Origin of the sequence: Nocardioides sp. NPDC092400 (assembly GCF_040684155.1) — a bacterium.
Classification (GTDB): domain Bacteria; phylum Actinomycetota; class Actinomycetes; order Propionibacteriales; family Nocardioidaceae; genus Nocardioides.
The window spans coordinates 506,603-518,128 of the sequence record NZ_JBFBFJ010000001.1 but is presented as its reverse complement, the minus strand read 5'-3'; the positions used below and the strand labels follow the sequence as shown (position 1 = coordinate 518,128).

Genomic DNA, 11,526 nt, shown 5'->3' with positions numbered 1-11,526 from the left:
TCCCCCGAGATCGGAGTTCTGCATGCCCGAAGCCGTCATCGTCTCTGCCGCCCGTTCGCCCATCGGCCGAGCGAACAAGGGCTCGCTGAAGGACATCCGCCCCGACGACCTGGCCGCCCAGGTCGTCAAGGCCGCCCTGGACAAGATCCCGGAGCTCGACCCCAGCACCGTCGACGACCTGTACCTCGGCTGTGGCCTGCCGGGCGGCGAGTCCGGCAACAACATGGCCAAGATCGTCAACGTCCTCAACGACATGGACGCCGTCCCGGGCGCGACCGTGACGCGCTACTGCGCCTCCTCGGTGCAGACCTCGCGGATGGCCTTCCACGCGATCAAGGCCGGCGAGGGCGACGTGTTCATCTCCGCCGGCGTCGAGACCGTGTCGCGCTTCGCGAAGGGCACCTCGGACCACTGGCCCGACACCCACAACCCGAAGTTCGAGGACGCGAAGGCCCGCACCAAGCAGATGGCCGAGGGCGGCGTCGACTGGCACGACCCGCGCGAGGACGGCGTCCTGCCCGACGTCTACATCGCCATGGGCCAGACCGCCGAGAACGTCGCGCGCCTGCGCGGCGTGACCCGCGAGGAGTCCGACCGGTACGCCGCGCGCTCGCAGAACCTCGCCGAGAAGGCCATCAAGGACGGCTTCTGGGCACGCGAGATCACGCCGATCACCACGCCCGACGGCACCGTGGTCTCGGCCGACGACGGCCCCCGGGCCGGCGTCACGTTCGAGGCGCTCTCCGAGCTCAAGCCGGTCTTCCGCCCCGACGGCGTCGTGACCGCGGGCAACTGCTGCCCGCTCAACGACGGCGCCGCCGCCGTCGTGATGATGTCGGACACCAAGGCCGCCGAGCTCGGGATCACGCCGCTCGCGCGGATCGTCTCCACCGGTGTCTCGGGCCTCTCTCCGGAGATCATGGGCCTCGGCCCGGTCGAGGCGACCAAGCGTGCGCTGAAGCTCGCCGGCATGAGCATCAACGACATCGACCTGGTCGAGATCAACGAGGCGTTCGCCGCCCAGGTGATCCCGTCCTACCAGGAGCTCGGCATCGACCTGGACCGGCTCAGCGTGAACGGCGGCGCGATCGCCGTCGGCCACCCGTTCGGCATGACCGGCGCCCGGCTCCAGAACACCATGCTCAACAGCCTGGACTGGCACGACAAGACCACCGGCCTCATCACGCTCTGCGTCGGTGGCGGCCAGGGCATGGCCATGGTCCTCGAGCGGATCTGAGCACCCGCTCGTCGCTGGACCCCGCGAACGCCTGGCCACCGAACGTGGCCAGGCGTTCTGCTTGCCCGGCCACGCCGCTGGACGCGGTCGTGCGCCACACCGATCCTGCAGCGGGTCCCGACGGGCGCGCCGGGATGCGGCCGACCGGCGTCCCGCCCGCCTAGAGTGACCCCGTGGCAGAGGCGACCGGACCGCAGTGGCTCGACGACCGGCAGCAGTGGGCGTGGCGGTCCCTGGTCATGGGGACCACCCTCCTCTTCGACCGGCTCGACGACGACCTGCGCGCCGGCTTCGACATCTCGCTGGTGGAGTACGAGATCCTAGTGCGGCTCTCCGAGCGGGACGGGCAGATGCGGATGGCGCAGCTCGCGGACGCGCTCGCGCACAGCCGCAGCCGGGTCACCCACACCGTCGCCCGGATGGAGAAGGCCGGCCTCGTGCGCCGCTCCAGCTCCCCCGAGGACGGTCGCGGCATCGTCTGCACCCTCACCGAGAAGGGCCTGGACCTGCTGCGCCGGGCCGCGCCCGTGCACGTGCAGGGCGTCCGCGACCACCTCGTCGACCTCGCGAGCGAGGACGACTTCGCCGCCCTCGGCCGGGTCATGGGCGCCGCGGCCGACCACCTCGTGACGGCCCACCCGGAGATGGAGATCCGCCAGCGCTGAGCCGCGGCCGGACCGGGCCGGACCCTCCCGGAGCGGGTCAGGCGCGGGTCAGGCGCCCTTGCCGACGCACGAGCTCGCGTACGACACCAGGTCGGCCGCGTCCCAGTGCGAGGGGTCCGCGTGGCCGCCCTTGACGTCCAGCACGCTGACGGCGACGTCGCGCGACTCCAGCTGCTGCACGAGCGGCTGGGTGTTCTCCTGCCACGGCACCCACTCGTCCTGCCGGGAGGACACCACGCGGTAGCGGGTCTCGCCCGGGAGCCGCTCGACGTTCTGGATCGGGTTGCGGTCGGCCGGGACCGACCCGCCGCCGTAGGCGCGCCGGATGTAGCCCGGACCGCCGGGGACCTGGTCCATCTGGGTCAGGTCGAGCGCCGGCTTCACGCCGTACCAGCAGGCCGGCGCCTTGACGCCGTGGGTAAGGGCATTGAGCGCGATCGAGGCGCCCATCGAGCCCGAGACCCAGACACGGGCCTTCGTGCCGACCTGCTTCTCCGCCCACTCCACGAGCAGCCGGGTGTCCTTGGTGGAGGCCTCGTTGCCCCACGACTGGGAGTGGAACTCCGAGGACGCGACCGCCCAGCCGTCGCGCCGCAGCGCGTCGAGCCACGGCCCGTCGACACGGTCGTTGACGCCGCCCCCCTGGCCGTGGAACCAGATGACCAGGCCCTTCGGGTCGTCCCCGGGGACCGAGAGCCGCACCGACTGGCCGGCCAGGGTGCTGCGGATGGTGGTCGCCTGCTCCTCGGTGCCGCCGTCGGCACCCGAGCTGAGCAGGGGTGCGACGACGACGGCGGCCGCGACCCCCAGCGCGACCACCACTGAGCTGACGACGGCAGAGCGCCGGATCCTCATGGGTCCTCCCCCCAGGACGGCCGCCGGACGACGGCCTGTCGAGGGTGCCAACGACCACGGGACCCGGTGGTTATGAGTCCCGTGGTGTGGTCTGGGCGACCCGCCGGACCCGCCGCCGGGCCCGCAGGCCCGGCGGTCGCCGTCAGTCGCGGGTGAGGCGGCGGTGCGTCACGCGGTGCGGTCGGGCGGCCTCGACACCGAGGCGCTCGACCTTGTTCTCCTCGTACGCCGCGAAGTTGCCCTCGAACCAGAACCACTTGGCCTGGTCCTCGTTGTCGCCCTCCCACGCGAGGATGTGCGTGGCGACCCGGTCGAGGAACCACCGGTCGTGGGAGGTGACCACGGCGCAGCCGGGGAAGTCGAGCAGCGCGTCCTCGAGGGAGGACAGCGTCTCGACGTCCAGGTCGTTGGTCGGCTCGTCGAGCAGCAGCAGGTTGCCGCCCATCTTCAGGGTGAGCGCGAGGTTCAGGCGGTTGCGCTCGCCACCGGACAGCACGCCGGACTTCTTCTGCTGGTCGGGGCCCTTGAAGCCGAACGAGGCGACGTAGGCCCGGGAGTTCATCTCGAAGTTCGCGACCTTGATGAAGTCCAGGCCGTCCGAGACGACCTCCCAGACGTTCTTCTGCGGGTCCAGGCCGCCGCGGCTCTGGTCGACGTAGGAGATCTTCACGGTCTGGCCCACGTTGAGCTCGCCGCCGTCGGGCTCCTCGTTGCCGGTGATCATCCGGAAGAGCGTCGTCTTGCCGACGCCGTTGGGGCCGATGACGCCGACGATGCCGGCGCGCGGGAGCGAGAACGACAGGTCGTTGATCAGCGTGCGGCCCTCGAAGCCCTTGGTGAGCCCCTTGGCCTCGAGCACCACGTCACCGAGCCGCGGTCCGGCCGGGATGTTGATCTCGGAGGTGTCGATCTTCCGCATCCGATCGGCCTCGGCCGCCATCTCCTCGTAGCGGGCCAGGCGCGACTTGCTCTTCGCCTGCCGGGCCTTGGGGTTGGAGCGGACCCACTCCAGCTCCTTCTCCAGCATCTTCGCGCGCTTGGCGTCCTTCTGGCCCTCGATCTTGAGGCGGTCCTTCTTGGTCTCCAGGTAGGTGGAGTAGTTGCCCTCGTAGCCGTGGATCGAGCCGCGGTCGACCTCGGCGATCCACTCCGCGACGTTGTCGAGGAAGTACCGGTCGTGGGTCACCGCCAGGACGGCGCCGGGGTAGCTCTTCAGGTGACCCTCGAGCCACTGCACCGACTCGGCGTCGAGGTGGTTGGTGGGCTCGTCGAGGAGGAGGAGGTCGGGCTGCTGGAGCAGCAGCTTGCACAGCGCCACGCGGCGGCGCTCACCACCGGAGAGGTGGTCCACGAGCGCGTCGGCCGGCGGGCAGCGCAGCGCGTCCATCGCCTGGTCCAGGCGCGAGTCGAGGTCCCACGCGTTGGCGTGGTCGAGGTCGGTCTGGAGGTCGCCCATCTCGGCCAGCAGCGTGTCGAAGTCGGCGTCGGGGTTCGCCATCTCCTCGCTGATCGCGTTGTAGCGGTCCAGCTTGGCCTTGATGTCGCCGACGGCCTCCTGGACGTTCTCCAGGACCGTCTTCCCCTCGGTCAGCGGCGGCTCCTGCTGGAGCATGCCCACCGTCGCCTCGGGGTCGAGGATCGCGTCGCCGTTGTTGGGCTGGTCGAGCCCGGCCATGATCTTGAGCAGCGAGGACTTGCCCGCGCCGTTGGGCCCGACCACGCCGATCTTCGCCCCGTGCAGGAACGAGAGGGTCACGTTGTCGAGGACGACCTTGTCGCCGTGGGCCTTGCGCACGTTGCGCAGGGTGAAGACATATTCCGCCATGGTCAGCGAGCGTAGTTGGGATCGCCGCCGAACGCCCGTCCGGGGTGAACGGGGCGGCCCGCCGGGGGCCGCCCCGCGCTCCGGCGCTCAGGCGGCCACCGTCGCGGCCTCCGGGGTGGACCCCTCCGCCGCGGCGCCGTCGGGCGACGCCACGGGTGCGGGCCCCTGCCCCTCGGGCCTCTGGGGACGCGGCGTCCTGGTGAACGCGCTGGTGCCGCGGGCCAGGTCGTGACCCACGAAGGTCGCCTCGACCTCGAAGGAGGTGACCTCCACACCCGCCGTGCTGACCCAGGTGCTGACGTTGAGCCGGCCGTGCACGACGACCGGGTCGCCGCGCCGCACCGACGCCGCCACGTTCTCCCCCAGCGCCCGCCAGGCGTTGACGGTGTACCACTGGGTCTCGCCGTCGCCCCACTCCCCCGTCCTCCGGGAGAACCGGCGCGGGGTCGCGCCCACGCGGAAGCTGGCCACCTGGGCGTCGCCGGCCTGGCGGAGGGCCACGTCCCTGCCGACCCATCCCTGCAGCGTCACGGTCGTCTCGTTGCTCACGATGTCTCTCCTCGTCTCGCACCGGGCGGGCCGCGTCTCGGCCCTCCTCGGTCACACGGACGAGGCTGCGGGCGGGCGCCGACCACGCCGGGCCGGTCGACGCCGGCCTGAGAAGCACGAGGCCCCAGGGCACCGTGTGGAGAGCAGGTGGGCACCGCGGCCCGGCGGCGCTACTTCAGGGCGGCGACGAGGCCGTTGCGCACGACGGTGTAGGCCTGCAGCTCCGCCTCGACCGGCCGGACGACCAGCTCCTCGGCCACGTCGTGCACGGCCGTGCGCAGCCGCCGGTCGGCCACCGCCGCCCGGCGGCGGGCCGTCGCGGCGACGAGGAACCGGCAGACGAGCGCCAGCAGGAGCCCCAGCGCCACCCCGCCCAGGAGCAGCACGAGCGGCAGCGCGATCCCGGCCAGCTTCGGCGTGGAGTCGTCGCCAAGGGTGCCCGAGACGACGAGGAGCACCGTCCACACCAGCCCGGCCGCGGCGGCCAGGACGAGGAGCCACTGGAGCACGCGGACCAGCCCGGCCCACACCGGCATCTTCGCGACACCGAGGTCGGTCTGCGAGAGAGCCAGGTCCAGGCGGTCGTGCAGGTCCCCGAGGCGGCCGGTCGACGCACGGCGGACGGACTCCACCCACGGCCGGCCGAGGCCGTCGGAGACGTCGTCGGCCAGCCGGCGCACCTCGGTGTCGACCCGCGCCTGCTGGACCGGGGTGGCCACCGGCATCGAGGACCGGGCCTGCCCGGTGAACTCCTTGCCCGCCGAGCCGAGGTCGAGGTGCAGCCGCTTGAGCGGGTCGGGCTTGAGGCCCGAGAGCCAGGAGACGACCGGCCACCCGGTCGCCCGCCCGGCGCGCAGGCGGGTGGAGCGCTCCACGGCGGCGACGACGGTGGGCACCCCGGCGGCCTCGGCGAGCGCGGACTCCAGGTCCGCCACGCGGGACTCGGGGAGGGCACGGGTCTTCGCGGTGCCGCTGGCCTCCTGCACCCGCTCGGCCGCGCCGCGCAGGTCCGCCTCGAGCCGGGTCCGGGTCATCTTCTTGGCCTTGACCCGCTCCCCGATCTCGGCGCGCAGCTCGTCGAGCCCGATGCCGTGGCGCGCGCTGACCGGGATGACCGGCACGCCGGGCAGCCCGTCGGCGTCGAGCAGGCGGCGCACGTCGTCGACCATCGCCTGGCGCCGCTCCTCGGGCACCGTGTCGATGTGGTTGAGGACCACGACCATGACGTCCGCGTGGGTCTGCAGCGGCACGAGGTACCGGTCGTGGATCGCCGCGTCGGCGTACTTCTGCGGGTCCAGGACCCACACGAGGAGGTCGGCGAGCTGGACGAGCCGGTCGACCTCGAGGTGGTGGGAGACCTCGGTGGAGTCGTGGTCGGGCAGGTCGAGCAGGACCACGCCCTCCATCGCCGCGTCCTCGCGGCGGGTGTCGAGCAGGGAGTCGCGCATGGTCTGGTGGCGCGGCGGGATCCCCAGCCACTCCAGCAGCTCGGCCGCACCGTCCGCACCCCACACGCAGGCGGTCGCCCAGGAGGTCGTCGGGCGGCGCACGCCGACGGCGGAGAGCTCGAGGCCCGTGAGCGCGTTGAACGTCGAGGACTTGCCCGAGCCCGTGGCGCCGGCGATGCCGACCACCGTGTGGTCGGCGGAGAGGCGCAGGCGACCCGCGGCACGCTCGGCGACGGCGTGCGCGTCGTCGAGCAGCTGGTCGTCGAGACGTCCCCGGCCGGCCTGCACGGCCGCGTCGAGGCCCTCGATCCGGGCACCGATGTCGGTACCCCGGGTGACCAGCTTCTTGGCACCCTCGAGCAAGGACGTCATGGTCTCCCTACAAGCAGCTCGGTCGATCGGTCCTGACACACCCTAGGCGTCCCGCGCTCAGGAGCCCGAGCCGGCGCCGTCGTCCGCACCGTCCCCGGCCCCACCCCGCGACGCGGCGAAGCGCAGGTCGTCGACCCGGCGGGACGCCGCCCGCAGCCGCTCGGGCGCACCGGCGGAGAGCTCGAGGCCGTCGAGGACGGAGGTGTACCGCGCTCGCTCGGCCTCCAGCAGCTCGGAGATGCGTACGTCGAGCGCGCGGCGGGCCCGCTCGGCGAGCGACCGCACGGCCTGGTCGCCGAAGACCGCCTCGAGCAGCTTCTGGCCCAGGACCGCGCTGCCGCCGGCGATGCCGACCTCGGCCCCGACGAGCGCGCCGCCGGTGCTGGCGAAGACCACGACCATGAGTGCGACCGAGAGCCCGTTGACGCCGTAGGCGAGGAAGCGGGCCGTGGTGCGCTTGTCGGCGCCCTCCTGGCGGACCATCTCGAGCACGTCCTGCTGCCACTCGCGCACGGCCCGCTCGACCTGCCGGCGCAGCTCGCGCGAGGCGCGGCCGAGGTCCTGGTCGGCGCCCGCGAGCAGGGCCTGGCCCGCGGCGTACTGCTGCCAGGCCGCCTCGGCCCGCTCGGCGGCGGACTCGGCGTGCTCGAGGACGAGGGTCTCCAGCCCGGACTCGACGGCCACGGTCACCCGCTCGGCCTGCTGCGGCTTGCCCTTGACGGCGCTGACCACCCGGTCGCGCAGCCAGCCGACCCGGTTCTCCAACGACTTGAGCAGCTCACCGGTGCCGACGAACTCCTGCCACCGCGCCAGCACCTCGCCCCGCAGCAGCGTGCCGTCCGCGCAGGCGGCGCGGATCTGCTCGGCCGCGGCGTCGTAAGCGTGATCGGCGTCCTCACGCAGGCGGCGGGCGGCCTCCACCTGCTCGTCGGCGGCGGCGGCGACGCCGAACGAGCGGTTCGTCAGCGTGCGGATCGCGCCCTCGAGCGTCTGCTTGACCACGGCACCGCGTGCGTCGGCGTCCGCGGCCAGCGACTCCAGCCAGCCCCGGATGTCGGCCACGTGGTGCGGGGGCAGCAGCCCGTCGGCGTCGACCTGGCCCTCGGTGACGGTGAACAGGGGCGAGTCCTTGAGGCCGCGGCTCGCGAGCATGCGGGCCAGGTGCGTCGCGACGGTCTGGATCGCCTCGTCGGGCGTCCGGTCGAGCACGATCGCGACGGCGGTGGACCGCTCGGCCGCCTGCTTGAGGAACCCCCACGGGACCTGGTCGGCGTAGCGCGCGGCCGAGGTGACGAACAGCCACAGGTCCGCGGCGGCCAGCAGCTGGGCGGCGAGGAGGCGGTTGCGCTCCTCGACGGAGTCCACGTCGGGCGCGTCGAGGATCGCCAGGCCCTGCGGGACGGCCGGCGAGGCGACGAGCTGGAGGGCGTCGGGGTCGTTGGTGGAGTGCTGCACCCGCTCGAGGTCCGGGAGCAGCCGGTCCTGGCCGAACCACTCCGCGTCGTCGGGGTGGTGCACGAGGACGGGCGACCGGGTGGTCGGCCGGAGCACGCCGGGGGTGGTGACGCGGGTCCCGACGAGGCTGTTGACCAACGTCGACTTGCCGGCCCCGGTGGAGCCGCCGACGACGGTGAGCAGCGGCGCGTCGATGGTCATCAGCCGTGGGATGACGTAGTCCTCGAGCTGGTCGACCATCTCCTGGCGAGCGGTGCGCTGCTCCTCCGCGCCGGGCAGCTCGAGCGGCAGCGCGGCCGCCTGGAGGGCGCTGCGCAGCTGCACCAGCGCCGTCAGCATCCGGCTGTCCCCGCCGGTCGGTCCGGGGTTCTCCTGCGGCTGGGTCGGGCTCATCGGGTGGGTACCACCTGTCCGGGGAAGGCGATGAACGGGCGCACGGCACCGATCCTCGCGACGTACTCGTGACCGCGCGCGGCGAAGTCCGGCGGCGGCGTACCACGCAGGTAGCGGTGGTGGAGGAACCCGAGCTCGACGGCTGCCTGCTGGTAGTCGCGCATCGCCCGCTCGGCGGGGACGCCGCCGAGCGCCCGGGCGTGGACGCGGGCGCGGCGGCGGGCACCGAGGTCGGTGACCCACCCGATGTCCGTGGCGGGGACCAGGCCGCGGCGGGCCGCGTCGGTGAGGGCGGCGGTGAGCATCCGGCGCTCGCTGCGCCGAGCCCACACCGCCAGGCAGGCGACGCCGACGAGGGCGGGCGCCATCAGCACGACGTAGACGAGGGCGAAGCTGCCCAGGCCGTAGACGGTCGAGCCGTTCCAGAGACCGTGGGCGAGCACTGCCAGGACGTACCCGCCCAGCGGCGCGAGGACACGCACGGCGCCGGAGCGCGAGGCCACCGCGATGCCCACCCCGATGCCGGTGAAGGTCGTGAAGAGCGGGTGGGCGAAGGGGCTGAAGAGGCAGCGGACGACGAACGTCGTCGTGACCGCGTCGGTGCCGCCCGGACCCATCCCGTCGGTGCCGTCGTAGGCGGCCGCCAGGTAGAGGATGTTCTCGGTGAAGGCGAACCCGACGCCGACCATGCCGGCGTACACCAGCCCGTCCAGGATCCCGTCGAGCTCGGCGCGGCGCCACCACAGCAGGAGCAGGAGGAACAGTCCCTTGCTGGCCTCCTCGGTCACCGGCGCGACGACGGCGAGGCTGGCCTCCTCCGAGACGCCCACCGCGTAGCCACCGACGCCCTGGACGACGATGGCCGCGGCCGTCGCCACGAAGGCGCCCCACAGCAGCCCGCTGGCCAGCAGCCGCTTAGGCTCCGGCTCGTACCGGTCCAGCCACAGGTAGCACGCGACGACCGGGCCGACCGGCAGCGCGGCCAGGACGGTCGCGGTCAGCAGGGTCCGCGGCGCTCCCGAGAGCGCTATCACCAGCAGCATGAGCGCGGCGCAGATCGCCACCAGCACGGTCACCACGACCGTGAAGGCGAGGCTGTCCCTCCGCGGTGCCGACACGGGGCGAAGCCTATCGGTGGCGCCACCTGCGGGGTGCCACGCCGTCGGCGGCCCGATCTACAGTGGACGGATGAGCGAGCAAGCCACCCCGGAAGTCCCCGCGCAGCCGAAGAACGACCCGGCGGCCACGCCGCGGACCGAGTCCCACGACCCCGCCGTCCCGGCGGCGTACTCCTCCTTCATGCGCACCGGGTGGGGCGACCGCGAGCTCGACCTGCCTGCGCACCCCGTCGCCCCGTGGGCGGCCAAGCGGCGCGAGCGGCTCGCGGCTGCCTTCGCCGGCGACCGCCTGGTGCTGCCGGCCGGCGGCTACAAGGTGCGGGCCAACGACACCGACTACCGGTTCCGCGCGGACACCGCCCACGCCTACTTCTCCGGCAACCAGACCAGCGACGCGGTGCTGGTCGTCGAGGCCGACGGCAGCTCGGTGCTCTACGCGCGCCCGCGCTCCTCGCGGGAGACCGACGAGTTCTTCCGCGACCGGCAGTACGGCGAGCTGTGGGCCGGGCGCCGGCCGTCCATGCGGGAGATCTCCGACTCCCTCGGCATCGAGGTGCGCCACGTCGACCGGCTGCAGGACGACCTCGCCGCGGCTGCCCCGACCAAGACCCGCGTCCTGCGCGGGGCCTCCCCCGCCGTCGACCAGATGCTGCCGGGCGACGCCTCGCTGGACGAGGACCTGGCGCGCGTGGCCTCCGAGCTGCGCCTGGTCAAGGACGAGTGGGAGGTGGGCGAGCTGCAGGCCGCCTGCGACGCCACCACGCTGGGCTTCGAGGACTCGGTGCGGGAGTGGGACAACGTCCTGCGGTACGGCGAGCGCTGGATCGAGGGCACGTTCTTCCGGCGGGCCCGAGCGATGGGCAACGACATCGGCTACGACTCGATCGTCGCCGGCGGCAAGCACGCCACCACGCTGCACTGGATCGAGAACTCCGGGGCGATCACCCCGGGCGAGCTGGTACTGCTCGACATGGGCGTCGAGGGACACAACCTCTACACCGCCGACGTCACCCGGACCCTGCCGGTCGACGGCACCTGGACCGCTCGGCAGCGCGAGCTGTACGAGGTCGTCCTGGCCGCCCAGCAGGCCGGCATCGACGCCGTCCGTCCCGGCGTGCCCTTCACCGCCGCCCACGACGCCGCGATGACGGTCCTCGCCCACGCGCTGGACGACATGGGGCTGCTGCCGGTCCCGGCCGAGCAGGCGCTCGACACCGACAACAAGGTCTACGCCCGCTGGACCCTGCACGGCACGAGCCACATGCTCGGCATGGACGTCCACGACTGCGGGCAGGCGGCGCCGGAGGCGTACGCCAAGGGGACCCTCGCCGAGGGCATGGTCCTCACCGTCGAGCCCGGGCTGTACTTCCAGGAGGACGACCTCCTGGTCCCCGAGGAGCTGCGCGGCGTCGGGATCCGGATCGAGGACGACATCCTCGTGACCGCCGACGGCCAGCAGAACCTCTCCGGGTCGCTGCCGCGCTCGGCCGACGAGATCGAGGGCTGGATGGCCGCGCGGGTGCCTTCGCGGGACTGACCCGGCCCCCGCACGACGAACGGCCCGGCCCCGTGCGGATCACCGCACGGGGCCGGGCCGTCGCTCGTCAGG

General features: G+C 73.1%; 9 protein-coding genes. 3 read left to right on the top strand and 6 right to left on the bottom strand.

The annotated features are described in order from the left end of the window. Nucleotides 1–22 precede the first annotated feature (22 nt). Both AB0N29_RS02570 and AB0N29_RS02565 read left to right on the top strand, forming a co-directional pair. Nucleotides 23–1,237, top strand: a complete 1,215-nt coding sequence (locus tag AB0N29_RS02570; RefSeq protein WP_364863870.1) for an acetyl-CoA C-acetyltransferase — start codon at nt 23–25, stop codon at nt 1,235–1,237. Between the two features lie 173 nt (nt 1,238–1,410). After that, on the top strand, nt 1,411–1,902 hold the full coding sequence (locus tag AB0N29_RS02565; RefSeq protein ID WP_302270346.1) for a MarR family transcriptional regulator: 492 nt from the start codon (nt 1,411–1,413) through the stop codon (nt 1,900–1,902). 48 nt (nt 1,903–1,950) lie between these two features. On the opposite strand, the gene AB0N29_RS02560 is transcribed toward AB0N29_RS02565, so the two are convergent. The 6 genes from AB0N29_RS02560 to AB0N29_RS02535 all read right to left on the bottom strand — a co-directional run bounded on the left by AB0N29_RS02560 (nt 1,951) and on the right by AB0N29_RS02535 (nt 9,917). After that, nucleotides 1,951–2,757, bottom strand: a complete 807-nt coding sequence (locus AB0N29_RS02560; RefSeq protein ID WP_364863867.1) for a hypothetical protein — start codon at nt 2,755–2,757, stop codon at nt 1,951–1,953. A gap of 142 nt (nt 2,758–2,899) precedes the next feature. Next, nucleotides 2,900–4,582, bottom strand: a complete 1,683-nt coding sequence (ettA, locus tag AB0N29_RS02555; protein WP_302270344.1) for an energy-dependent translational throttle protein EttA — start codon at nt 4,580–4,582, stop codon at nt 2,900–2,902. Between the two features lie 87 nt (nt 4,583–4,669). Further along, nucleotides 4,670–5,131 (bottom strand): single-stranded DNA-binding protein, encoded by a 462-nt coding sequence (gene ssb / locus AB0N29_RS02550; protein ID WP_364863864.1) that lies wholly within the window; start codon nt 5,129–5,131, stop codon nt 4,670–4,672. A gap of 170 nt (nt 5,132–5,301) precedes the next feature. Beyond that, a complete protein-coding gene (locus AB0N29_RS02545; protein WP_364863862.1) occupies nt 5,302–6,951 on the bottom strand; it encodes a YfjP family GTPase in 1,650 nt (549 codons plus the stop codon). Between the two features lie 57 nt (nt 6,952–7,008). Then, nucleotides 7,009–8,799, bottom strand: a complete 1,791-nt coding sequence (locus tag AB0N29_RS02540; RefSeq protein WP_364863860.1) for a GTPase domain-containing protein — start codon at nt 8,797–8,799, stop codon at nt 7,009–7,011. Continuing rightward, nucleotides 8,796–9,917 carry a PrsW family intramembrane metalloprotease gene (locus tag AB0N29_RS02535; RefSeq protein ID WP_364863858.1) on the bottom strand — a complete coding sequence of 374 codons (1,122 nt, stop codon included), beginning with the start codon at nt 9,915–9,917 and terminating at the stop codon, nt 8,796–8,798. The genes AB0N29_RS02540 and AB0N29_RS02535 overlap by 4 nt, the downstream gene beginning before the upstream one ends. Before the next feature lie 70 nt (nt 9,918–9,987). On the opposite strand from AB0N29_RS02535, the gene AB0N29_RS02530 reads away from it, so the two are divergent. Further along, nucleotides 9,988–11,454 carry an aminopeptidase P family protein gene (locus AB0N29_RS02530; protein WP_364863856.1) on the top strand — a complete coding sequence of 489 codons (1,467 nt, stop codon included), beginning with the start codon at nt 9,988–9,990 and terminating at the stop codon, nt 11,452–11,454. Nucleotides 11,455–11,526 lie beyond the last annotated feature (72 nt).

What these genes read in the sequence shown, in the direction of transcription:
- AB0N29_RS02570 (WP_364863870.1), top strand. Translation starts at nt 23, where the DNA reads ATGCCCGAAGCCGTCATCGTCTCTGCCGCCCGTTCGCCCATCGGCCGA.
- AB0N29_RS02560 (WP_364863867.1), bottom strand. Translation starts at nt 2,757, where the DNA reads ATGAGGATCCGGCGCTCTGCCGTCGTCAGCTCAGTGGTGGTCGCGCTG.
- ettA (WP_302270344.1), bottom strand. Translation starts at nt 4,582, where the DNA reads ATGGCGGAATATGTCTTCACCCTGCGCAACGTGCGCAAGGCCCACGGC.
- AB0N29_RS02545 (WP_364863862.1), bottom strand. Translation starts at nt 6,951, where the DNA reads ATGACGTCCTTGCTCGAGGGTGCCAAGAAGCTGGTCACCCGGGGTACC.
- AB0N29_RS02540 (WP_364863860.1), bottom strand. Translation starts at nt 8,799, where the DNA reads ATGAGCCCGACCCAGCCGCAGGAGAACCCCGGACCGACCGGCGGGGAC.
- AB0N29_RS02530 (WP_364863856.1), top strand. Translation starts at nt 9,988, where the DNA reads ATGAGCGAGCAAGCCACCCCGGAAGTCCCCGCGCAGCCGAAGAACGAC.